At 45.1% G+C, this 24,918-nt stretch carries 20 protein-coding genes, 1 pseudogene and 1 riboswitch; of the genes and pseudogenes, 2 read left to right on the top strand and 19 right to left on the bottom strand.

Going from position 1 to position 24,918, the window contains the following annotated elements; genetic code table 11:
- Positions 1 to 514: 514 nt before the first annotated feature.
- On the top strand, positions 515 to 2,392 hold the full coding sequence (locus tag ACG3M1_RS17705) for a BglG family transcription antiterminator (RefSeq protein ID WP_008818864.1): 1,878 nt from the start codon (positions 515 to 517) through the stop codon (positions 2,390 to 2,392).
- On the opposite strand, the gene ACG3M1_RS17710 is transcribed toward ACG3M1_RS17705, so the two are convergent.
- From ACG3M1_RS17710 to ACG3M1_RS17730, 5 genes are all read right to left on the bottom strand, one after another.
- Positions 2,389 to 3,183, bottom strand: coding sequence for a Nif3-like dinuclear metal center hexameric protein (locus ACG3M1_RS17710; protein WP_008818863.1), 795 nt, complete (start codon positions 3,181 to 3,183; stop codon positions 2,389 to 2,391). The two genes, ACG3M1_RS17705 and ACG3M1_RS17710, sit on opposite strands and share 4 nt — an antisense overlap.
- Positions 3,184 to 3,253: 70 nt before the next feature.
- On the bottom strand, positions 3,254 to 4,555 hold the full coding sequence (locus ACG3M1_RS17715) for a PTS sugar transporter subunit IIC (protein ID WP_002607520.1): 1,302 nt from the start codon (positions 4,553 to 4,555) through the stop codon (positions 3,254 to 3,256).
- A gap of 23 nt (positions 4,556 to 4,578) precedes the next feature.
- Positions 4,579 to 4,869: a PTS sugar transporter subunit IIB gene (locus tag ACG3M1_RS17720; RefSeq protein ID WP_002607521.1), complete on the bottom strand. Its 291-nt coding sequence runs from the start codon at positions 4,867 to 4,869 to the stop codon at positions 4,579 to 4,581.
- Positions 4,870 to 4,886: 17 nt separating this feature from the next.
- Entirely contained in the window at positions 4,887 to 6,266 is a 1,380-nt protein-coding gene (locus ACG3M1_RS17725) for a glycoside hydrolase family 1 protein (RefSeq protein ID WP_002607522.1), read from the bottom strand.
- Entirely contained in the window at positions 6,256 to 6,582 is a 327-nt protein-coding gene (locus ACG3M1_RS17730; RefSeq protein ID WP_002607523.1) for a PTS lactose/cellobiose transporter subunit IIA, read from the bottom strand. Before ACG3M1_RS17730 ends, ACG3M1_RS17725 begins: the two co-directional genes overlap by 11 nt.
- Positions 6,583 to 6,803: 221 nt before the next feature.
- Between ACG3M1_RS17730 and ACG3M1_RS17735 the strand changes: the two genes are divergently transcribed.
- Positions 6,804 to 8,519 carry a [FeFe] hydrogenase, group A gene (locus tag ACG3M1_RS17735; RefSeq protein WP_008818861.1) on the top strand — a complete coding sequence of 572 codons (1,716 nt, stop codon included), beginning with the start codon at positions 6,804 to 6,806 and terminating at the stop codon, positions 8,517 to 8,519.
- A 288-nt stretch (positions 8,520 to 8,807) separates the two neighbouring features.
- On the opposite strand, the pseudogene ACG3M1_RS17740 reads toward ACG3M1_RS17735, so the two are convergent.
- From ACG3M1_RS17740 to ACG3M1_RS17805, 14 genes and pseudogenes are all read right to left on the bottom strand, one after another.
- Positions 8,808 to 9,727 (bottom strand): annotated as a pseudogene (locus tag ACG3M1_RS17740) (exopolyphosphatase).
- Positions 9,728 to 10,110: 383 nt separating this feature from the next.
- Complete coding sequence (locus ACG3M1_RS17745) at positions 10,111 to 11,361, bottom strand: zinc-binding dehydrogenase (protein ID WP_008818859.1); 1,251 nt, start codon at positions 11,359 to 11,361, stop codon at positions 10,111 to 10,113.
- A gap of 1 nt (position 11,362) precedes the next feature.
- Positions 11,363 to 12,301 (bottom strand): 1-phosphofructokinase, encoded by a 939-nt coding sequence (gene pfkB / locus ACG3M1_RS17750; RefSeq protein WP_008818858.1) that lies wholly within the window; start codon positions 12,299 to 12,301, stop codon positions 11,363 to 11,365.
- A complete protein-coding gene (locus ACG3M1_RS17755; protein WP_021419648.1) occupies positions 12,298 to 13,065 on the bottom strand; it encodes a PTS sugar transporter subunit IIA in 768 nt (255 codons plus the stop codon). Before ACG3M1_RS17755 ends, pfkB begins: the two co-directional genes overlap by 4 nt.
- A gap of 13 nt (positions 13,066 to 13,078) precedes the next feature.
- The gene (locus tag ACG3M1_RS17760; RefSeq protein WP_074748450.1) at positions 13,079 to 15,184 is read right to left on the bottom strand and encodes a BglG family transcription antiterminator; all 2,106 of its coding nucleotides are present in this window, start codon (positions 15,182 to 15,184) and stop codon (positions 13,079 to 13,081) included.
- Positions 15,185 to 15,241: 57 nt separating this feature from the next.
- On the bottom strand, positions 15,242 to 16,606 hold the full coding sequence (locus tag ACG3M1_RS17765) for a PTS mannitol transporter subunit IICB (protein ID WP_008818855.1): 1,365 nt from the start codon (positions 16,604 to 16,606) through the stop codon (positions 15,242 to 15,244).
- Between the two features lie 346 nt (positions 16,607 to 16,952).
- On the bottom strand, positions 16,953 to 18,380 hold the full coding sequence (locus ACG3M1_RS17770; protein ID WP_008818854.1) for an MATE family efflux transporter: 1,428 nt from the start codon (positions 18,378 to 18,380) through the stop codon (positions 16,953 to 16,955).
- Positions 18,381 to 18,396: 16 nt separating this feature from the next.
- Positions 18,397 to 18,822, bottom strand: coding sequence for a MarR family winged helix-turn-helix transcriptional regulator (locus ACG3M1_RS17775; protein WP_008818853.1), 426 nt, complete (start codon positions 18,820 to 18,822; stop codon positions 18,397 to 18,399).
- 144 nt (positions 18,823 to 18,966) lie between these two features.
- The gene (locus tag ACG3M1_RS17780) at positions 18,967 to 19,365 is read right to left on the bottom strand and encodes a hypothetical protein (RefSeq protein ID WP_008818852.1); all 399 of its coding nucleotides are present in this window, start codon (positions 19,363 to 19,365) and stop codon (positions 18,967 to 18,969) included.
- Between the two features lie 287 nt (positions 19,366 to 19,652).
- Positions 19,653 to 20,135 carry a hypothetical protein gene (locus ACG3M1_RS17785; RefSeq protein ID WP_008818851.1) on the bottom strand — a complete coding sequence of 161 codons (483 nt, stop codon included), beginning with the start codon at positions 20,133 to 20,135 and terminating at the stop codon, positions 19,653 to 19,655.
- 550 nt (positions 20,136 to 20,685) lie between these two features.
- Complete coding sequence (locus tag ACG3M1_RS17790) at positions 20,686 to 21,057, bottom strand: hypothetical protein (RefSeq protein WP_008818850.1); 372 nt, start codon at positions 21,055 to 21,057, stop codon at positions 20,686 to 20,688.
- 330 nt (positions 21,058 to 21,387) lie between these two features.
- Complete coding sequence (gene thiC / locus ACG3M1_RS17795; protein ID WP_008818849.1) at positions 21,388 to 22,695, bottom strand: phosphomethylpyrimidine synthase ThiC; 1,308 nt, start codon at positions 22,693 to 22,695, stop codon at positions 21,388 to 21,390.
- Between the two features lie 98 nt (positions 22,696 to 22,793).
- A riboswitch (TPP riboswitch) is annotated at positions 22,794 to 22,898 on the bottom strand.
- A gap of 157 nt (positions 22,899 to 23,055) precedes the next feature.
- Positions 23,056 to 23,934: an ATP-binding cassette domain-containing protein gene (locus ACG3M1_RS17800; protein ID WP_395814368.1), complete on the bottom strand. Its 879-nt coding sequence runs from the start codon at positions 23,932 to 23,934 to the stop codon at positions 23,056 to 23,058.
- A complete protein-coding gene (locus ACG3M1_RS17805) occupies positions 23,859 to 24,617 on the bottom strand; it encodes an ATP-binding cassette domain-containing protein (protein WP_395814371.1) in 759 nt (252 codons plus the stop codon). The genes ACG3M1_RS17800 and ACG3M1_RS17805 overlap by 76 nt, the downstream gene beginning before the upstream one ends.
- Positions 24,618 to 24,918 lie beyond the last annotated feature (301 nt).

Below are 24,918 nucleotides of genomic sequence, written 5' to 3' on the forward strand. Positions count from 1 at the left end.
GAAAAAAGAAACCGGATAGTATTTTCAAAGCCATACCATCTTGGTTCCTTTATCCATAGAAATATTATGAAAGGAAAAACCAGACAGAGCGAGTGACATTTCCTTTTTACAGGAGCTTCATCAATGGAAGACAGCACCTATTCAATCTGACGATTCCTATCCTTACGCATACGCTGTACAGGGATGGGAAGGCCTCCAGACGAAATGTATGACAGCAAGCTTAAATTCATGATACTTTTCTTCATAAATAAGCAGTGCTGAATATCCTCCAGCATCAGGGCACGGCAAACACCAAGTCAATACGCTTTTATATTTTTCTTCATAATTGTTTAATCTGCAGTATATCCGCTTTCTATGATTATAGGTAGAGGCATGAACTAGCTATCTTTTTCACGTGTTCGCATCTCTTTCAAAGTGAACTACCGCCTTCTCCACCCTCTTATCCCAGATAAGCGGAATATAGCTTGTGTAAAGATATATGAATCGGTATAATGGACATATGAGGTGAGCATAAATGCTACAAATGACAAAACGACAGAAAAAACTGGTTGCATGTCTGCACAATCATCCCAGTGAATTCCGCAGAGCGGACGATTTAGCAAAGGATCTGCAGCTATCGCAGCGTACCATTCGCAATGAAATTCGGCAGATCAATGATCTGTTCGACGAACCGTTCATACTCTCCTGGAAGGGAAAAGGCTATCAATTAAATCCAAATAATCAGCTTCCAGACGACGTGATGGATGTAGAGTCTGATAGTGGCAGCCGAAAGTTTCATATTCTGAAGCAACTGCTTTCCTGCGATCAGGTGAATTACTATGAACTGGCAGATGCATACTACATCAGCGAATCAACGCTGGATAAAACCCTGCAGGAATTGAATCACATCATACATACACGATACGAAAACATTAGCATTCAGCGAATCAACAGTCAGGTACAGATAGACTGTGATGAGAAACAGAGAAGACTTGTATATTCCTGCTTCCTCGTTCATGAGATTCAGGAATATGATTTTGATATCCGCAATTACACAGGCTTCTTCAGCTCCTGCAATATTTTAGAATTAAAAAGCTACATCGTAAGCTTTAATCGAAAGCACCATCTGGGCATGCGGGATTTTGAGATTTTTTCATTTATTCTTCATATCGCTGTTATGATGGAACGCATTGCAAAGGGCTGGGACATCAATAACCCCAAAGAACAAGCAGAAGAAAAATCACAAAAGCTGGCTGAAGAATTTTACAAAGGCTTATATGAACAGCAGCATATCATCCTGTCCTCCTCGGAATTAAATTATCTAGCCTTGCTGTTTTCAGGGAAAATATCTCGGATTACATCAGAAAAAATTCAGGATTACGAACAGTTTATTGAGGATATTATAAGGGATATCAAGCAGATTTATGATATCGACCTGTCACAGAACGAATCCTTCCGTGACAGCCTGCTTGTTCACCTACTGGGTCTTGATGCACGTATAAAAACCAATTCCTTTTTAAGCAATCCTCTCATTCAGGATACAAAACAGCATTTTCCACTTTTATATGATATGAGTGTTTATGTAGCATCCCGTATACAGCAAAAATTTCATTGTGCGCTGATTGAGGATGAAATAGGTTATCTGACACTGCACCTCATGAATGCGGTAGAAAAAATCCAGCAGAAACTGACCAGAAAAATCATATTGATCACCTCTTTGGGCAGAGCACAAAATCAATATTTGATATCAAGGCTGACAAATGCTACCAGTCATTTTCTTATTGAGGTCATTCGATGTGTATCCATCTTTGAAACATCTCAGATTGACGAGCTTACAGCAGATCTAATCGTTTCAACCATGCCTATGAAGCTGCATACAGATATCCCGATATACACCTGCAGTAATTTCTTGCATGATGCGGAAATCGAACAGATTCTCATGCTGCTATCAAAGGAAGAACATCCCTCCAAGCGGTTGCAGCAGCTTGGACAGTTTTTTGATGAACAGCTCTTTTTTACAGAAATGGATTTTACCAGTGATCGGGATGTAATCCGTTTTTTATGCGACCGACTCATGGAAGCAGGCTGCTGTGATGAAGAATTCTATGACAAAGTCATAGAAAGAGAACGGATCGCCCCCACAGCATATGGGAACCTGTTCGCGATACCTCATCCCATTGAGAAATGTGCATTTCGCAATGCTATTGCCGTATGTACACTTAAGCATCCTATTGTATGGCAGAGTAAGAAGGTTCGTATCATTTTTCTATTCTCCTTATGTCCCGGGCATAATCGTGATTTCGAGGATATCTTTGAACAGCTGGTAAGTCTTCTCAATGATGTCAGCAACGTCAAGCTGCTGCTGCGTCAGACCACATTATCCGGCTTTCTGGATACCTTCAGCTCACTTTAGCTATTTGTTGTATAATAGTGAATCGTGTAACCTTCATCCAGATAACAGATGGAACTGCTGTGTAAATGTCTCATCAGCCATGGCACCATAGCCTTGCATCCCGCTATCTCACAGCCTGCGTGATTTACAACAATCATTGGAATATGCTGATCGATTGCATACTGTGCAGCATCATAATTGTTGATGCCGTCGTCACTAACGATGACCGCATCCGGATAAAATTCCAGAAGCTCATAAAGATTCGTTGCGGCGCCACATCCGATGGCAATTCGATGAATCTTTTTTTGTGGATCCCCAAACATATAAACTCCTTGTTCACCATCCTGACGTAAGACTTTAGCGACATGATGTGCCAGTGCCTCCGCAGTCATTTCAGGTATGGATGCCGCCTGATAGTAAGAGGATACAATACGCTCTTCAAATTTGAATCCAAGCCTGAAAGCCCATTGATCTGCAACGCCGTATTCCTTAATACAGTCCCACACATCATGACAGCGGTAAACGCTGATTCCATGCTCCTGCAATATCCTTTTCTTTTCTTCTGCCGCTTTGATTGCAGCTGTATGCATCTGTGTAGAGCATTGATAAAACGGATTTTCATGCGTTATGATGAAATTGACCTTTTGTTTCACTGCTGCCAGTATCGCGCCTTTGCTCGCTACCCAGCATATTCCGATTCGTCCCACTTCCTGCTGATCATCTCCAAACAGAAGATGATCTCTTGTTTTCATATTGCGGCGCACCCAGGTGCCCTCCTGTTCCAGCAGTGCTGTAACTTCACATATCTTCATAGCAATAGTCTCCTCTTCATAAATTTCAGATATCGAAAAAACACATCAGAGATGTGCTTTTCACATAGTTTTATTCTTCTGTTTCTTCCATGGCTTCCAAACGAACACACTGTTTTTCATGTGCCTTGAAGAACGGATAATACATGGCAATGTCAAGAATAATCAGAGCAATAATCAGGAACAGTGCACGAATATCCATCGTTGACAGAAATGCTCCCGGAAGGGATGGCATCTGCCACGAAAGCATGGCAAATGTTCTTCCTATGATGTTATACTTCATCAAGGTAAAAGCTATGACTGCATTCACTGTTGATGTCATAAGAAACGGTATGAGATAAAACGGATTCAGCATAATCGGCACACCGAAGATAATCGGTTCACCAATACCGAAGAAGGATGGGAGTATGCCAATACGCCCCACTGTTTTCAGCTGCTTTGATTTTGAGCGGACAAGCAGAATCGCTAATGCTAATAGAGAACCGCAGCCTCCGATAATGACGAAATATACCCAGAATGGTGTTGTAAATACATGTGGCAGAGCTTCTCCGGCAGCTTTCGCCGCTGCATTGATTGACAGATTTCCATCACGAATCGGTCCCAATACACCAGCTAAGGCAGCATCATGGATACCGAAAAACCAGAAGAAGTGTACCAGCAGGGTCATAATCACTGTAAACAGGAGACTGTCCGCTGCCTGGAAAGAAGGAGCCATCGCCCCGTATATAAACCCCGGAAAGGTTGTGTTAAACGCATGGAATACAGCATACACTGCCACATAGCATGAAATGATGATAAAGCCCGGTACCAGTGATGCAAATGTTTCAGATAATGATGCCGGTACGCTTGGCGGTAAGGTTATCCTTCCCCAATTATGGGAACGCATGAAATGGTATGCTTCTACTGTGAAAATCGCAATGATGATCGCCGGCAAGAGACCGCGCCCATCCATATAGGAAATCTCCGCAATCTTTCCATCCCAGCCTAATTGCTGCGGTGTTAGTACGAGCATTAGAAACCCACATACAGAAAGCATGGTAGGCATCAATACATCGTGCTTGAAATGCTTCGTCAGAAAATAGGTAATACCAATACATACATAAACCGCCATTCCCCCCAGTGTTAATGCGTTGATCCATGACAGCAGCGTAGCATTATCCTGTGCAAAGGATGCCCATGCCAGAAGAAAGCCGTTTGTTGTCTCCTCTGTAACCGGTGCTGCACCGATGACGGCAGCCACCCCACCCATCAGTGTAATCGGCATTAAGGAAATGAATGCATCACGTATTGCTTTTAAATGCCTTTGTGAACTTAACTTATTAGCCAGCGGCAGAATATGTTTTTCTATCTTCTCGTTAAATGTAGCGAAACTCATAACTGTTCTCCTCCTTCTATACATCAGTCTTTCAGTATTTTTTTGATTTCTTTATATACACCCTTGCCATCCATCATCCCGTAATGCTGTGGTGCAATGGCTTTAACCGGAACTGCTACCTGTGCTTCTATTGTCGGAATCTGATGACGAATCTGCGGACCCACCAGAATCAAATCCACTCCATCCATATAATTGATGAACTCTGCCTCCCCATAGGCATGAACCTCCATCGTACCTTCACTCGCCTCCTGAATACGTTTCGCCAGCATTCCTGTTGACATTCCCGCATTGCATACCAGCATAATCTTTTTCATAGTCTTTCCTCCCTGTCTCAGCTCTTTTGCTGCTCAATCATATTTTTAAACCAGTAATAGCTCTTCTTCGGTTTGCGCTGCAACCCGTTTTCAAAATCTACGGCAACCAGGCCATACCGCTTTTCACAACCATTCTTCCAGGAATACAAATCAAAGGAGCTCCATGCGAAATATCCGCGTACATCAGCACCGGCCTCCATCGCCTCATGCATTGCCTGCAAATGATCCTTCATAAAGGATATACGATAATCATCCTCCACTTGTTTCACTGTAACATCCTCATACATTCCGATTCCGTTTTCTGTAATATAGACAGGTAGATTGTATTTCTTCTTCACCTCAAGCAGACCATCCTTTAGTCCCTTTGGATAAATTTCAGTATCCCATTCCGTATAGGTACTGGCAGGATCATGCATAACCTGTTCAAACCAGCCTTTGACAATCACTTTGCTGCTTCCCTTTCCCTGCTTTCCGCTATTGTTCACAATAAAGGTGGTTTCTCCTTCTGTATACGGCTTGACCAGCGTACGCGAGTAATAATTCAATCCCAGGAAATCAACGGTGTAATCTTTGATAATCTGCAGTTGTGCGGGCTTTATCATTGAAAGATCATACGTTTTAGACAGCTCACTAAGCAAATCAACCGGAATTTCTCCTTTGGCGGCAGTATCCAGAATCCAGTTGTTGCAATAATTATCTGCATAGCGCATGGCGATCCTTGTATTTACCGTGTCATCGACCCCGTTCACCGGTGTAAAGCTGTGCACAATACCAATCGTTCCGGGATATTTTCCCTGACGGAATGCACGAACACCAAGTGCACTGGCATACATAACATGATAAGCCGCATGAATCATCGCCTGTGGATCCTGTCTGCATGGCGGATAATTACCAATTAAATAACCGCTTGCTATAAACCATTTCGGCTCATTGAACGTAACCCAATGATTTACCTTCTCATGAAAATTGTCAAAGCATACTCTGGCATAGGTTTCAAAGGCCTCACAAACTTCTTCATTCTGCCAGCCTCCGCAATCCTCCCAATACTGTGGAAGATCCCAATGATACAGTGTTACAAACGGTTCAATTCCATATGTATGACAGGCATCCAGCAGCCTGTGATAAAAAGCAATTCCTTTTTCGTTTATCTCACCTGCTTTATTTTTAATGATTCTAGGCCACGATAACGAAAAACGGTATGCATTCTGCCCGCCCTCTTTCATCATACGAATGTCCTCTTCAAACCGATGATAGTGATCACTTGCAATATCTCCGTTTTCCAGCCCTTCTTCATGCAGGTAATGATCCCACATAGATTCTGCTTTATCATCCAGATTCCATGCCCCCTCACATTGGTAGGAGGCACTCGCACCACCCCATAAAAATTTATCGCTCATAGTTTTCCATCCTCTCATATAACTCAATCAGCTCTCCACTCATCTCCACAGCGATGGAGGAGGAAGCAATGTGATCTTCTGCGTGAATCAGTAGAAGATTCATATCCAGCTCACCTTCCTGATTAGCCATGATGCGCAGCAGCTTCGCATGGAGCTTTTGTGCCTCCACCATTTCTTCTTTCGCTATGCTCAGCTTTTTTTCACCTTCCTTAAATGCATTGCTTTTTACAAGCTGTAATGCTTCATAGGCAGTGCTGCGCGCATTCCCGCTGTGTAATATCAGCTGAAAAGAATATTGCTCGGTATCAATCATCATAATCTCACTCCTTCTTTAACTGCCTTTATCTTACACCTTTATTTCATTCATTAAAAATTTACATTTGCCGCTGTGCAGCGGTAAATTCACAACCTATTTTAATAGCTGATTACAGATTACACGAAAGACATAAAAATACAGTTGACTTCCTTTCCAGAAAAAGGTAAAATTAAATTACAATTAAGAATCATTCTTAATTTAGTTATAGAGGAGATAAGCATATGAGTAAACATTTATCCATGGATGTACGGGTTCCAATCGAGGAAGGAAACCCGGCCATTCGCAGAATCGAAAGTCTTTGTATCAAATGCGGACAGTGCCGGGACGTATGTCAGAAACAGATTTCCGTCGGTCATCATTACGACCTTTTAAAAACCGGTGACACAGCTATCTGCATTCATTGCGGACAATGCGCCAATGTCTGCCCTACCGGTGCCATCACAGAAATTCAGGACTGGATGCAGGTACAGTCTGTCATTCAGGACAGCAGTAAAACCGTAATCGCCATCACATCGCCAAGTGTCCGCGTTTCTCTGGGAGAGGAATTCGGTATGCAGCCGGGAAGCTATGTAGAAAAGCAGATGGTAGGCAGTCTTCGTGCACTTGGATTCGATTATGTGTTTGATACCACCTTTGCCGCAGATTTAACAATCATGGAGGAGGCAAGTGAGTTAATTGAGCGTATACAGACGAAACAGCCGCTGCCGCAGTTTACCAGCTGCTGCCCTGCCTGGGTGAAATTTGCAGAAACCTATTACCCGGAGCTGCTGCCTAACATATCCACCAGCAAGTCCCCGATTTCCATGTTTGCGCCAACCGTCAAAACATGGTTTGCGGAGAAGGAAAGTCTGGATGCAGATGATATTTACGTTGTAGCCATCACGCCATGTACAGCGAAAAAGTTTGAAATCATGAGAGAGGAATTGAGTGATGCCGCAAATTATCTGGACCGCAAGCCAGGACAGGACTGCGACCGTGTCGTCACAACAAGGGAACTGGCGAGCTGGATGCGAGCGTGCAATCTGGATTTGGAAAGCGTAGAGGAAAGCGATTATGATTCTTTAATGCCAAGAGGAAGCGGTGCGGGCATTATCTTTGGAAACACCGGCGGTGTTATGGAAGCGGCGATTCGCAGCGCATATTATTTTCTGACAAAAAAGCAGCCGCAGGAAGATCTTCTCCAGCTGCAGGCTGTGCGTGGTTTAGAGGGTGTTAAAACGGCTGAACTGACGATTCAGGAGCTGCCTTTGAAGGTGGCGGTTGTTCATGGAACCGATCATGCCAGAAAATTTCTGCATCATATAAAAGAGAGCGGTGAGCATTTTGATTTTGTCGAGGTTATGACTTGTCCGGGCGGCTGTATTTCAGGCGGCGGACAGACAAAGCATATCGGCGAGGATATGGATACTGTTCGGAAGGCAAGAATTCAGTCCCTGTATGATAAGGACAGCACCATTACACTGCGCAACTCCCATGATAATCCGCATATACAACAGGTATATGAAGAGTTCTATGGAAAGCCGCTGAGTGACCTTGCTGAGGCTCTGCTGCATACAAATTATGAAGCAAGAAACGATTTACAGGAGGATCCATCCCGCTATGAAGCTATGTATCAAGCGGATGCACCTGTACAGGAGCCCGTCAAAGAGCAGGCTGCGGATGTACGCTATCGCTGTACCATCTGTGGTTATATCTATGAGGGCGATATCACGAAAGAAAGTGATGATTACAAATGTCCGATCTGTACAGTTCCAAAGGATATGTTTGAAAAGGTGGAGGATGCATCTGCACAGGAGCCCGTCAAAGAGCAGGCTGCGGATGTACGCTACCGCTGTACCATTTGTGGATATATCTATGAGGGCGATATCGCAAAAGAAAGCGATGATTACAAATGTCCAATCTGTACAGTTCCAAAGGATATGTTTGAAAAAGTATAATGTTTATTTGAGCGCAATACCTGTGCATTAACACAGGTATTGCTTTTTTTCGGTAAGGCGCAGAGTATTTATACACAAAAATCAAGCAGCTGATGTTGAATAATTCCAATGTATCTTATTTCAGAAGCTTCGTAATGACAAAAATCATTACGCGGGCATTCCCTGTTTCTTATCGAATATCCCTTGTCTACGCATATATAAATTTCTCTTTTAGGCATGCAGAAGAAGTATGCTTAAAATCAAAAAAAGGACACTCAGGTCCTTTTTGCTCACTTCAGAAGCATTCATTCAGTCATTCAACCTTTTCATATCCTTCAGTAGTTCTTCCAGCTTCTCTTCCATTGTATCATCCGAAAACTGGCAGGTACCGACAACACGGTGACCGCCACCGCCATATTTCAGCATCAATGCCCCGACATCAATCGTACAGGTTCTGTTCAGTATACTGTAGCCAACAGCTGCAGAACAGCCCTTCCCACCCTTACCGTTCACAATCCACACAGAGATATTGGCATCTGGATACAGACTGTAAATCAGAAATCGATTTCCGGTATAAATAGGATTTACACCTCGCAGATCTGAGATGATAATCCTGTTTTCGACGGTTGTATGTGCCTTCAACATGTCGATAAATTTATCGTTCTGGTCCCAATACAGTTCAATTCTCTCTCTGACATCTGCTTCTGCCATAATTTCATGGATATCCTTTGTCCTGCACCAGTCAATCATTTCTTCCATTAAAGCATAATTGCTGATTCTGAAATCATGAAACCGTCCCAAACCGGTACGGGGATCCATAATAAAACCGAGCAGAATCCAGTCATTGGGATGCAGCACCTCATCTATGCTTAGATTGGCGCTGTCCACCTTATCCACTGCTTCCAGTAAATCATCATATCCTGGAAACCGCTCTCTGCCACCATAATAATCATATATGATATGCGCACAGCTTGGAGATGTTCGACTCTCTCCCCTGTATTTTCCTTTGTATGCAGCATTACGTTCATCTTCACTGGAATGATGATCAAACCACAGACCGCAGCCTTCCACAAACGGTACGTTCGCAAGACAGTCCTCCCTCGTAACCTCAACCAGACCATCCTGCAAGTCCTTTGGATGTACAAATTCCAATGATCGATAACGCCTGCTTCCTTCAGAAACACGGCACACGCCAATCCATCGAAATCCGACCTTGTTAATAACCTCATGTGAGCTCCTCCTTTGATATATACCATCAGTTTACCACTTAAGATAGGCACAAACAAGAGAAACCCCTTACAACAAGGTCTTCTTTTCCGGAAACAAATCTTTTTCAGGAGATATGCTATCCTGATAGCATCTACATCGATTTCTGAAGGCGGGAACGATAAAAAAGCAGCAGGAGCATATCCTATAGATCCATGGATAAGCGGTTATTCTATCACCCACAGACTACCATGAGAATCTGCCTGTTAATATATAGAAGCTGTCCTCTTTTCCCCAGCATCAAAAGACAGCATCCGCGCTGTGCTGTCTTTTTGTGACATGAAATAATAAAGTTCTTATCTATATGAAGTCTTTATCAATCTCTTTTGTATATTCAATTTATTGTTTAACGGAAGTGCTCCAGCAGCATCTTCTCTGCCTCTGCACTCCACAATCCCCTGTTTTTCTTACATACAGCATCCAGCTCCTTAAAGAACGGATCCTGTTCTCCCAGCTTAGCGAAATCATCGATAGCCGTCATTGGCATATTGATGTGTGTGTAAACAAGCTTTTTACCACCGGGAACATCCGGCAGATTCTTTGTTGTTTCCACTACGGAATCCAAGCCTCCGACATGAGTGATCATGACCGCAGATTTGATCAGCCCCTGTGCCTCTTTTTCAATCGCTTCCTTCATATCATCAATCGTTCCACCGGTAGAACCGATAATTTTACTTCTGGAATAATGGCAGTCATACAGATTGATCATGGATGAGAATTTCATATCCGTCGGTCCGGCAAACAGATTCATACAGCCGTCATATGCCATGATACTGTTTCCCATTTCACAAACCGCACGGTTTGGAATATACACAAAGACATCATCATAGCCTTTTCCATCCGTCAGTGCCATGAGCTCCTTTACCTGATCCTGCATAGTGGCAGTATTTACGTATATAAGCTCCACTCCATGCGCTGCCGCTTCTTCCTCGCTGATGACTTCTCTTGCACGATTGATACGCTCATCATTGATTTCTGTAACAACGATACGCTTTGGTTTATTCTCAAAGGTAAGTCCATAGCTGATTGCCCCCAGTCCCATCGGTCCGCAGCCGCCAAGGATAATGATATTACCGCCTTTTTTGGTTCCCATCACATGCTGATAGGTGCCTGGTACCGTATGGTAATTGGTATGGTAGCCACCGATTACACAGCTGACAGGCTCTGCCACACTGCTTGCGAAATAGCCGTCCCCTTCAAATGTCCAAAGACATCCTGCTTCAATGATATCATTTGGGAAGATACAGTACTGCGTATCGCCACCGCACCACGCATAGGAATATCCCGGACTTTCCATCTGTCCCGGAATAGCCGGCTGCTGTGCAAACTTCTGACCCGGCTGAAAATTATCCTGCCATTTCTTTCCTACCTGCACAATATCCCCCGCAAACTCATGTCCGATAATAATCGGATGATCCGCCACATCATTGGGAACACGCTTATGATTGGCCCCCTGCTTTACTGTTTTCCATGTAGACATACAGATGCTGTCACTGACAACCTTTACCAGAATCTCATCATCCTTTATTTCCGGTAATTCAAATTCATCCAGACGGATATCATCAACGCCATACAGGCGTACTGCTTTTGTTTTCATATCAATTTTCCTCCAGTTTCTTGATTGTGACCTGCTTCATCAGCTTTTCGACAACTGCCTTTTCCGCAGGCTGTGTTCCCTTCGTCATAACAGCTCCCGCACTGCAGGCAACTGCCAGAGCGATCAGCTGTTCCATTGGAGTATCCTGTTCCAGCGCATAGGCGATGGCAGCCACCATCGCATCCCCTGCACCGACACTGGAATGTGCCTGAATGTGCAAAGCCTCTGCCTGATAGATTCCCTCATGACTCAGAAAGATACTGCCTTGCTTTCCCATGGATACGACAACAAGACGGCATTCCTCATTCAGCAGTGTTTTCGCGAGTGAAATCATTTCCTCATTCGAACAGTCCTGTGAAACACCAAAGTAGGTCGCAAGCTCGTATTTATTCGGTTTGATCACATACGGCTTTGCCTGTATCCCCTGGGCAAACAGCTCCCCATCCGCATCCAGTATCACACGGGCTCCCTGCTGCTTTACAAGTTCAATCAGCTCACGATAAATATCCTTACGAACCTGTGCAGATACATTTCCACTCAAAACCACGAAATCATTCGGATGCAGGAGCGACAGAATTTTATCCTTCAGCTGCTTGATTTCCGTTTCCGTGATAACAGGTCCTGCTTCATTTAATTCGGTAAGCTCCATTTCATGATCCAGTACCTTCAGATTGGTCCGTGTCATACCTTCCACCCATACAAAATCATTATCAATTGCAAGCCCGTTTAAAACCTTCCGGATATATTCACCGGCTGAGCCTGCCAGAAATCCTGTCGCAACACTTTTTCCCTGCAAAGCATATATGGTTTTGGATACATTGATGCCCTTCCCCCCCGCATCCTGCATAACATTGCGCAGTCGATTCAGTCCACCGGGAATCAGTTCATCCACCTCTGCTGTTTTATCAATTGCCGGATTAAAGGTTACCGTAAGTATCATGCCGCATCACCTGCCAGAATCTCATACACGGTATCAACATCGCCAGCGACAACCTTTTCGACCATTTCCATTTCTCCAAGCTTCTCTGCAATATTGGCAAGGATCGCCATATGATCATCATTTTTAGCGGCAATGCCAATCACAATCCGTACTCTGCCATCCGCCCACCTGATGCCATCCGGATAAATCATCACAGCAATCCCTGTCTTTTTAACACAGTCCTTTACCTCATATTCCCCATGGGGAATCGCAATGTCGTTTCCGATATAGGTTGTCAGTGAGTGATCGCGGTTCAGCATGCCCTGAATATAGCCTTCGTCGATATATCCCGCACCCTGTAACAGTTTTCCCATAGCCACGATGGCTTCATCACTGTTATCTGCACGGCAGTTAAGCAGAATGTTGCTCTTTTCCAGTATGTTGTTTTTCTTCTCTTCCTTTTTCTTTCTGAATATCATAATATCCTCCACTATGTTTTCGTATTCTTCATCGTTCATAAACCCCTGTACACTGTAGTAACGTACAGTAGGAAACTGCTTCTGTATCCGCTGTGCAAAGTTATGATGGGATATCAGAATTTCTGCATCCGGTGCCACTTCATCAATCGCACAGTTTTTCACACGGCAGCTGATGCCATGTGCCTTCAGCTTTTTCTGCAGCTGACCTGCGGCCATTGCGCTGCTTCCCATGCCTGCATCACATACAAAACAGATATGCAGGTCCTCCAGAGCCGCGCGTTCTTTATGTTTATGAAATAAGCCCATCACAGTCTCCTTTCTACCATGCAACCGCTGTATCCATGTACTCCATGATCAGCTGACTCAGTGCCTCTTCTATTCGTTCGATATCCTGTGTGCAGACGGCTTCCAGCAGCGTTTCAGATTCCACAAGACCTCTGGAGAACAGGGACAACAGCTCCTTCCGAACCCTGCCGGCCTGTGTATTCACAAGCATAACTACGGCAAATTTCAGATTCTCCGCCTCTGCGCTCCATGCATGCCTGGGATATTGAAGAAGAATTTCCATCGTATCCACTGCACTGGTTGCGGCATGCAGCAGGGCAAATTGCAAATCCTGCATAATCACCGGCCCCATGCTCTCACGCTTTTGTAGATCGGCACGTATCTGCTCAACTGCGGCTGCATTCTTTCCGATATATTCTGCACTTTCAATCAGGAGCTGGGACAGTGTGTCACTGTCGCTGATATGCAGCCGGATGTGGTCCAACAGAAGCAGACTTTCCTCACTGATGGTATGCAGCAGGCGCAGCTGTTCGCGAAATTCACTGACTGGCTGCACTGCTTTTTGAATCGGCTCACTCAGCTCCTGACGGCAGGTAAGTGCCGTTCGTATATTGTGAATATCCTGCTGATTCAGCAGCGGTGTTACGACAATCACTTCCCGGTCCGCAACATCCAGCGAGAAGGTGGAAACCAGCAGCTCTGCATCGTCATATGCATGGCGCTGGACATCCTCCATGGAAAATATCTGCAGCCTTACATCCGGATGAAAGCTTTTCTGAATACGCGCGGACAGCATGGCGCTGACACCGATTCCACTCGCACACACAACACCGATGGGAATCACACGGCGATGAATTGCGGTATGCTGCATACGCTCCAGTGATGCCCCGATATGCATGGTGATAAAGCCTGTTTCATCCGCACTGATTGACACGCCGCAGTAATTTTCAAGAACACGGCATGCCTGCTTCGTCTGTTCATATAATTCCCGGTATTCCGTTTGTATCTGCGAAAGCAGTGGATTATAGATGCGCAGATCATGCTGCAGACGGGTGATCGTCGGTGACAGATGTGTCAACAGCCCCTGAAAGAGCTCCTCATCCTCCAAAAGAAGATAGCGTTTTTCCTCATCATAGGTCTGCAGCATGGCATACAGAACATCGCGGAGCTGCCGTGCCGGTTCATCCTGCAGACTGTCGTATTCGACCCTGCTGATTTTAGCTCCCCGGATATGCAGTGCGATAAATGCAATTTCCACATCGGGTATATCGATATCAAATTCCAGCTCCAGAACATGTGCCATCTGCTGTGCCTGCTGATAGCTGGCATCCTCCTGCACCATGGCTACAACATCACCGCCATCCTTCAGCTCCTCGTTTTTCAGGATGCGTTCGATAGCAATCACCAGATGCATAATCAGACCGATATAGGATGCCTGTGCATAGCGGTCCAGATTCAGCTCATGCTGATTTGTTTGAAACACGTCCAGAATCCGCTTCAGAATATCCTGATTCAGCATATTCAGAATACCTGCGTCTTGATGGAGAAATATCTCGGTAAGCAGTGTCTGGGAATCCAGAAAATTCACACTTTCATAGCTTTCCTTGCTCTGTAAATCCTCCTGCAGAAGCTGTGTCATCGCTTTTCGCAGGACAGCCTCCTCCCCCTGAACACCCACACCGACGCCCGGCTTGCGAATCAGAGACAGATCATGCTGTCGAAACCACGGCTCTATACTGTCCAGATCATTGGATATGGTAGCTTCACTCACCTGAAACAATGCGCCGTAATGCAAAAGCTTTTGAACCTCATCACTTCGCAGCAGCTCGAATATCAAAAGGTGCTGGCGTTCCTCCTTATTCAGATACTGAATCTGCTCGGTATTCAGCTCCTGACGAAGCGCCTCCTTATCCTCATACGAGCCCTCCATATGAATCCCCATACCGGCCTTCGATACCAGACGGACATGATATTCCTTTAATTCATCATCGATATGCCGAAGCTCCCGAAAGATGGTTCTTGAGCTTGTTTTCAGCCGTTTGGCAAGCTCCTCCACCTTGACATACCCGTCTGTTTCTATGATTATTTGTAATATTTTCTTTAACCGTGACGAATAGATCATGCCCTTCGGATAGCTCATAGCAATCAATTCCTTTCTTATAACGGATATACTTGTCAGTGATATACCGGTGTTATATTATTTTGTAAGCTGTGCTACGATTTCATCGTACTCCTTCCCGCCCATGAAATTGGTGATTGGGAAGATCAAAGCGTTTGGACAACGGGTTTCAGCCCGCTCCACCAGGGATTTATGCGTAACAATAACCTGGGTATCCTTTGGAACATCATCCAGCGCGAAATGCTCAACCGTTACCTTCATTCCCGCCGCATTGAGCTTCTTTGTCAGGGTTGTTGCCCCCATGGCACTGCTTCCCATTCCGGCATCACATGCAAATACGATTTTGCTTACAGTACCCGCAGGCTTTGCACCCTTGGCTTCACTTTTCATGGAGCTGACGGCGGCACTTGCTTCTTCCAGGGCATTGTCGTCTGTGTTTTTATTACTGAATTTCAGGATGAAGGCTGCAATCACAAAGGATACGGCAGCTGCAACGATTACACTCAGAATCACACCGATATAGCTGTCCTTCGCACACATTCCCAAAATTGCGATGATGCTTCCCGGAGATGCGGCAGATACCAGACCGGAGTTGAAGATACTGTTGATAAAGACACCGGACATACCGCCTGCCATCACCGCCAGAACAGTCAGCGGATTCATCAGTACATAGGGGAAGTAAATTTCATGTATACCGCCAAGGAAATGAATGATGACTGCACTTGGCGCACTGCTTCTTGCAGCTCCCTTTCCAAAGAAGCTATAAGCAAGCAGCAGTCCCAAACCAGGACCCGGGTTAGCTTCAATCAGGAAGAAAATCGATTTTCCTGCTTCCGCAACCTGGTCCATTCCCAGTGGTGTGAAGACACCGTGATTGATTGCATTATTGAGGAATAAAATCTTCGCAGGCTCCACAAACAGAGACGTCAGCGGCAGAAGACTGCGTTTCACCAGGAAGTCAACACAGATTACCAGAACATCCTTGATACCGACACAAAGCGGTTCGATTGCAAGGCATCCGAAGACAGCAAGCAGTGCACCAAGAATTCCTGCCGAGAAGTTATTGACCAGCATTTCAAAGCCTGCCGGTATTTTCCCCGCAAACAAACCATCCACCTTCTTCATGAGCCAGCCGCCCAATGGACCGGCAATCATGGCACCGATAAACATCGGATCCTCTGTTCCCGCCAGAATACCGATGGCAGCGGCAGCTCCTACCACACCGCCCCGCACATCATAAACCATTTTACCTCCGGTATAGGCAATCAGTGTCGGCAGCAGGAAGCGCTGCATTGGCGCAACCATCTGTGCCAGTGTTTCATTCGGCATCCAGCCGGTTGGAATAAACAAAGCAGTGATAAATCCCCAGGCGATGAATACTGCGATGTTCGGCATGACCATTCCACTCAGGAAGCGGCCAAACCTCTGTACGTTTTCTTTCATAAATAGTTCCCTTCTTTCTGTAAACCTTTCCTCTTTACACTTACAGTATAAAAGGGGGAGAGGGGAAAAACAACGAAATGAAATTCATGTTTGGCACACCCTTGTATGACAATTTTTAACATTTTAAAATAAGCCTGTATTTACCGTGTTTTCATGAATTTTATTATAGTTATTATACTATGAAAACGCTATCCTGAATAGTATTGACAAGATAAACATGTTCCAACTTTATCACTTATTTACTACTGTCTGCAGTTCTTATATATACTTAAAACAACTAGATTTCTCCTAGATTGTTAAAAAAGACGCATTCCGCGTCTTTTCCAGATATGTAAGTTATCTTATATCATGCAATCGGTTCACTGTATACCCCAAGCTCTTCTCCGCTTTCCTGTACTATCTGCACATCCAGCTTCTTCATTTCATGATGAATAAAGAAGAAAATGATGACAGCACTCGTGATATCCGCAATCGGTCCGGCATACAGGATACCGTCCAGCCCGAAATGCAGCGGCAGAAGGAGAATCAGCGGTATCAGCAGTACGAGCTGTCGCAGAGAAGACAGTATGCTTGCCTTCATCGGCTGTCCGGTCGCCTGGAAATAGGAGGTGGAGGTTACCTGAAAGCCTGCGCAGAATACTCCCAGATCAAAGATACGCATCGCCTTGATTGCGAATTCTGTAAAATTGGCATCTGCACTACCAAACAGCATCAGAATGATATGCGGAATCAGCATAAACATCGCCCAGCCTACCGTTGTGACAGCTGTTGCGATATTGCTTGCGAGCCGATAGCATCGCTTGATACGCTTCGGCTGATTCGCTCCTCTGTTAAAGCCCAAAATCGGCTGTGCACCGATACCGATACCGATACAGATGGATACGATGATCATGGATATCTTCATGACGATGCCCATTGCGGAAAGTGCAACATCCCCAGTGACGCTTGTCTGATTTCCATAATATACCAGCGAATTATTCATGGCAATCTGCAGAATTGTCGAGGACAGCTGTGTGATACAGCTGGAGATTCCCAGAGAAAACGCCATTTTACAAATGGTTGGGTTCAACCGCGTATGTGTCAGACGCAGGCGCATATTTCCCTTTCGCGTAAAATAATACAGCAGGATTATTGTTGCGATAATCTGTGAGGTGATGGTCGCAATCGCAGCTCCCTGCACACCCCAGTGAAATACAAATATATAAATCGGGTCCAGAACACAGTTTAACAATGCCCCTGCGACCATGCTGTACATGGCAACATTCGGACTGCCATCACAACGCGCCATATTGCTGAGACCGATACCGAGCAGATTAAAAACCGTACCAAGCAGTATGATGCTCGCATAATCCTTCGCATACCCCATATTCTTCGGCGTTGCACCGAAAATTGTCAGAATCGGATCCAGAAAAACCAAACCGATCACGGTCAGTACAATCCCGATTCCCACCAGCAGAATAAATACATTTCCCAGTGTATTCTCCGCTTCCTCTTCCTTCTTTTCCCCCAGCTTGATTGCCGCATAGGCACTTCCGCCTGCCCCCAGCATGGTTCCTACCGCCAGTATAATCGTAACAATAGGAAATGCAACCGTTGTAGCCGCATTCCCCAGATAGCCTACTCCCTGTCCGATGAATATCTGATCCACGATATTATATACTGCATTCACCAGCATAGAAATCACAGACGGGATGGCAAATTTCATCAGCAGTCTGCCAATCGGCTGATATCCCAGCGGATTCTTTGTTCTTATTTCCTTCATGGTCTGTTCCATAATTCTGCACTCCCTTTCATCGTTTTATGTACGCTGCTGCATTTCCTGCAATTTCATCCAGCAGCCTTTCTGCCTGTTCCTTTTCATCCGCCTGCAGGGTACGGCAAAGGATTGCATTCCATTCCAGAAGCATACCTTGTATCACCGGTACCAGCTGCTCTCCCTGCCCTGTCAGGTACAGCTGCACGCTTCTTCGGTCACTGCTTCTTGTTTCCCGCCGCAGATAGCCGAGCTCCTCCAGCTTCTTTACGGCTCTGGCACAGGTTCCCTTATCGAAGCTTCCGGTTTCCGCCAGCTCAAACTGACTGATTCCCGGCTGTTCATAAATTCGCATCAGAAAAAACTGCTGGCCGCAGCCAATTTGATACGGCGCCAGCGTTTCATCGAAAAAGGCCTGTGAGCTGCGATATACGATGGAAGCATTTTTACTGATATGTGCCATTGTCCTACCTCTCATAAAAAACAACTACCTTAGTATAGCAGACAATAGTTGCGCATGCAACTATTTATATAAAATATTACCAATCCGATAAGCAGGGCTTTTCCACAAGCTGACACATGCCGAAAAAGAAAAAACCGCATGGCTTCATGCGGCTGATGCTGTCTGCTGTTCTCTTGCGATGACCTTGCGAATAAGCTTCAGAATATATCGCCCCGTCGCTACATCCTCATGATATGGTGAAAGATTGGGACGTATGATGTCCCTGGAAACATACCCGTATACCCTGGTATCATCCTTCAGCTTCACTTCAATGCAAACCCGAAGCTCCTGATTTTCACTTGCCAGGATCCCATTGATTGTAAACAGATTGGCAAGCTGAGATACCGAGCTTTTCTTGTAATACTGATTTTTCAATGAACAGCTGCTGATTTCCCGGTAGGGTATGACCTTCTCCTCATCCATCAGAAAACGTAACTGCTTATGCTCCTTATCAAATTGAATAACATCGCGAACAGTTTTACTGGGAGTAAATTTCGGATTCATCGCCTTCTCCTTTCCGGGTTTCCCCTTCCTACACCCTCATTATATTACTATTCTTATTTTTCTTCAATATCTTATTCAACATTTTGAAATTCTATTCAGCGCTTAGGTATCGCCTTAACCTGTTCATGTATAAGCAAAAAAAGAACAGACAAGCTCATAGACACTGAAGCACGATAAAATCACAGCCTGTCGGGTATGTCCGTGGCTGTGACTTCTTATCATAGATACTGTTTCATCCTCCCCTGCCGATCATTCACCGACAAACGGTAAAGGCCACTCTCCTATCCTCAGCTTTCGCTGTCCACACGGTCGAGTTCCTTATGTAAAAGCTGCAAAATATACGGATGACTTTCCTCATTTAAGGTCAGAAGGAACGCCATGTAGCGGCATTTCTGATACTGCTCACGCTCCATTACAAAGGTGTAGCCCATCCTGCACCTTGGATTGCAGTCATTTGGATCCAGCAGCCGTTTACATACTGAGGCCTTACGGATTTCCGTTTTCATTCTTCTTGGAAATGCATTTAAAAGCTCCTGAAACTCAGCGATATGATCTGCGAAAACTCGAAGCTTTATACCTGATTTACGTTGAACAAAGGTAGCCAGTGTTCTTTTCGTATCCTTACGTATATAGGAAACAACAAAACCGCTTTTGGCTGTCTTCATCTCAAGCCTGCATCCCCGCTTCATCAATTCTGAATGAATTTCCGAAACATGGCTCTGATAGCGGGGATCCACACGATCCACAAATAGATCAAATTCTCCACACATATATACTTCCTCCATTCGCCGCGTGCGGGCATGTTATCATGGATGCCATTTTAAATCGTCTTACCAATTTTGAAATACGCACCTCTGTTTCTCCATCCCACACAGCTTCATGCCTGCATACATCGTATCAGAAGCATGCTTTTCTGTCCTCTCTTTTTACGTTCATGAACTGCGAGCTGCTGATAACCATACCGATATCCGGATGCTGCCGATAGGGCAAAGCATCACCATAAGCAAAACATCAGGGAAGCAGAAAGTGATAGGAAACCGTTCTCCCTTTGCAGGTAACTGCACCGACAGCACACTGTATATTATGAAGTACTCTCTGCACGCTCCAAGGCAGAATGAATCATCCGTTTTCGCAATATTCCAAAAGCTGAAAGGCAACGTGTACGATCCGGATTCTTTCTTACGTTAGCGGGTTTACGAAAAGGAGAATTCAATTCCGATTGATACATACAATCGTATGGAATCCTCCATGTTTTGATTATACCCGCATTTGAGCATGAATCACTGCCTTTCGGTTACCGGCCTGTTTATGCTTTCTATGCTACGCCTTTGCACGGCACTTCTTCAGTAAACTTACAATTTCCCGAGCTGTACGCATGTCCTCATGATACTGCAGGGTACCTTTATCCACGATGTCCTCAGATACATGTACAAAAACAGACTGTCCCATCCGCACCTTCATACGAATACCTACGCGCACAAACTGCCTCCCTTCCGCATAGGTGGGAAACACCAGATTATGCGCAAGGGCTTTTTTCAGATTATGATGATACTCGCAGGATATACCGATCGTCTCCAAGTCCTTGTAATAGTATACCTGATCTCCCTCATCTAGCAGGAATCTCAGCTTTTTGTTGGTTTTATCAAACTCAACCACATCTTTCATCCGCTTACTGACAATAAATTCAGACATATGACCACATCCCTATCATCTTCATTATATAGTATTCAAGGGGCCTGTCAATGCTTTTCCTGTTACTTCTTGTTATCCTGTAATGTTTATGCTGTTCCTGTTACTTCTGTGTATTTTATATCTTGCGTATGATAGCTTCCCCTGTATATCGGTAAAGCTATTGTATGTTACAGTAAGTTTTCTAAACCGCTTTCTTTCATTACCTTTCGGCGTTTGTTCCTGCTTTTCCTTCGCCGCTTGTTCATGATTTTTTACACTGACATAATTTCACGAACATGCGTACAAGATATCAACCTGCCGGAAAGCCGCAGCAGCTCCTGCGTAAAACTGCTAGTCCTCTTCCATGATATCAACGATTTCACCGCGCAGAAGCTTGTTCATATTGCGGATAGCACACATTTTCCCGCACATGGTGCAGGTATCCTCACGCTCCGGTGCAGACTGGGCACGGTATGCTCTGGCCTTATCCGGATCCATTGCTAAAGCGAACATACGTTCCCAATCCAGATTACCGCGTGCTACAGCCATTTGATGGTCCCAATCCATAGCTCCCTTTACTCCCTTGGCGATATCCGCCGCGTGTGCAGCAATTTTACTTGCAATGATTCCTTCCTTAACATCATCGACATCAGGAAGAGACAAGTGCTCTGCCGGTGTCACATAGCATAAAAAGCTGGCTCCGTAGGCTGCCGCCATTGCACCGCCGATCGCCGCAGTGATATGATCATAGCCCGGTGCGACATCGGTAACAATTGGACCGAGCACATAAAACGGTGCCCCCTTGCAGATTGTTTTCTGCAGCTCCATATTCGCCTGAATCTGATGAAGCGGCATATGTCCCGGTCCCTCGATAATGACCTGCACATCCTGTGCCCATGCACGCTGCGTCAGTTCTCCCAGCGTAACAAGCTCCTCCATCTGTGCAATATCCCCGGCATCCTCCAAGCAGCCAGGGCGGCAGGCATCTCCGAGCGAAAGCGTGACATCGTGCTCTCTGCATATCCTTAAAACTTCATCAAAATACTCATAAAACGGATTTTCATTCCCGGTGATTTCCATCCAGGCAAACATGATGGAGCCACCGCGGGATACGATGTTCGTAATTCGCTTCTGTTGTTTGAAGCGCTGTGCAGTCTGCCTGTTGATTCCACAGTGAATTGTCATAAAATCAACACCGTCCTCTGCATGCATACGAAAGACATCCAGCCATTCCTGTGCAGTGATATCCCTCAATGCCTTATGGTAATATACCAGGGCATCATATATCGGCACGGTACCAAGAATTGCCGGGCATTCCGCAACCAGCTTTCTACGGAATGTCTGCGTATCGCCAAAGGAGCTTAAATCCATAATGGCCTCAGCTCCCATTTGCACGGCATGCCGTACCTTTTCCATCTCCATGTCCAAATCAAGACAATCTCTGCTCGTCCCCAGATTCACATTGATTTTTGTCTTCAGCATGCTTCCGATTCCATAGGATTTCCGGCATGTATGATGTCTGTTTGCCGGGATCACCACCTGTCCGGCAGCGACCAACCGGCAAACCTCTGCCTCCTCCATCTGTTCATAGGCAGCGACAGCCTTCATTTCCTCAGTGATGATATGCTGTCTGGCAGCATCCATTTGTGTAGTGTACATTGTGTTATCCTCCTATATGTAAAAAAAGCTGTACGCCCGCTACGGTGTCAGCTTCTATGATTTTTTCCGGATGATAACAGCATAAGCTTCCGTCCTGCTGTGCTTCCCTATAAAATCCCTACGCCGGCATTACCCGTATCAGGTTCCTTGGGTCCCGGATGATCTCCGATCTCAGCCATACGTAGGCACCCCATTTTTTGTACGAAAATATTACACCACAAAATGACGGGGCTGTCAATGCTAATTCTGCAATGGCTTTGCTTTGTGTATGCGATCATTTTCCAGAAAACAACAGATCGACGCAGCGGGAGGCATTCCCCGTTTGCATTGCCATACCATGAACAGCCTGTATAATCCGTGTTAGCCCAGTGCTTCCATAAATTGTTCGGTTTCCAGCACCTGCAGCTCCCCCTGTGCAACATACAAAACAGAATCAAACACCTCCTGTATAAACAGCCGGTCATGGGATACAGCCAGAATACAGCCTGGAAAGTCCTTCAGAATACGGCGTATGACAGGACTTGTCAGCGGAGACAGATTCCGTGTCGGCTCATCCAGCAGAAGGACATTGCAGCCCTGCTTAATGAACCGCAGCAGATACAGCTTCGCCTTTTGCCCTTCACTCAGCTGATATACGGAATGCTCCATCTCCTCTCTGGTGAACTTCATCCGTCCGAGCAATTCCCGCGCTCTTGTTATATCGTCCCTGTCACAGGCTTCCAGCAAAAATGTCACCGGTGTGTCCTTTGCTGAAAATGCTTCTGCATAATTCTGCGGCATATAGCCGAGACGAATATCCGTATGAGATTTCAATACTTTATGAATTTCCTTCATCAACAGACTTTTTCCACATCCGTTTTCACCGGCTATCACCGTCTTCTGTCTACCATAAAGTGTTATGTGAATATCCTGCAGAAGCGTACTTACGTCTGTTTTCAATTCCTCCAAATGAAACTCAAGGATACGTCGGCTTTTCGGAAAGCCTTCACACTGGAAGAAAACATCGATCGCCTCCTCCACGCTGTCCACATGCGCATAGCCCTCCTTCTCCAGCCTGCGATCCTGTGCCTTCAGATTTCTCATTTTTGTCTTTAGGGCAGCCGCATAAAACGGACTGCGCACCGTATCGTTCTGCGCATCATGCACCGCATTCATAAAGTCATTCAGCTTCTCTTTTTCCTGCGGTATTCCCGCCTCTGTGCGGATGCCTCCTGTGCTTCCTTTTTTAGCCGGCTGCACCTCTGCTTCACATATTCCTCATAATTCCCGTGAAAAATTGTATGACGGCATTGGGTTTTCTTATTCAGCTGCTCCAGATGCAGGATTACAGTTGCACACCTGCTCAGCAAAATTTCATCATGCGATATGAACAATACAGGAATGTGCAGATTTTTCAAAAAATCCTCCAGCCACTGTAAAGTTTGAATATCAAGATCATTGGTTGGCTCATCCAGCAGAAGCAGCTTTGGCTTACGCAGCATCAGCTTCAACAGCTGCAGCTTCACCTTCTCTCCACCGCTTAATGTTCCTATCCTCTGTTCTCCATACAAAAGTTCATTTTTTAAACCCAGCTGTGCGCACAGTGTTTCACAGCCCTGCAGATCATTGTATCGTTCCGGCTGGATTTCATCTTCACTTTTTTCCTTCAATAAATAATCAAAAAGAAAAGCATCCTCCCATTGACTGGAAAGCTGCTGTTCAAAATATCCGATTTCTTTATAATCTGTGTCAATTTCACCACTCACAGCTGCATAGTCTTCAATTAGATTTCGGTTATAAACCGCCTTTAGCAGTGTGGATTTTCCATTCCCTTCCTCGCCGATAATTCCTACCTTATCGTCATTTCCCAGGGAATAATTTAAATCGTTAATCAGTGTGTGATGTTTACTATCACGGATAGTAAGGTGCTTTAGAATAAGCATGAGCATCGCCTCCTTTTAAGCAGGCTGTAAGCAGATAATTGACACATACGAAAAAAGTTTATTTTAAACAGTTCGTTTGCTGGGTCTCTTATCTATTTGCTCATCTTCTCACTCTCCATTCCTCTCTATTCTACTATCGTATGAATTTACTGTCAAGCCCAAAAGTGATTTTCTCAGGACTAAATGAAAAAGTGTTTTGATTCTGTAACCCATATGATAGAAATGCCTTAGACTCTGAAAAAAAACATATAGATCATATGGTATGAACGCATTAAGGGATAAGGCCTTATGACACGGAAAG

The organism is Clostridium sp. 10cd*, from assembly GCF_044336395.1.
Classification (GTDB): Bacteria; Bacillota_I; Bacilli_A; order Erysipelotrichales; family Erysipelotrichaceae; genus Clostridium_AQ; species Clostridium_AQ innocuum.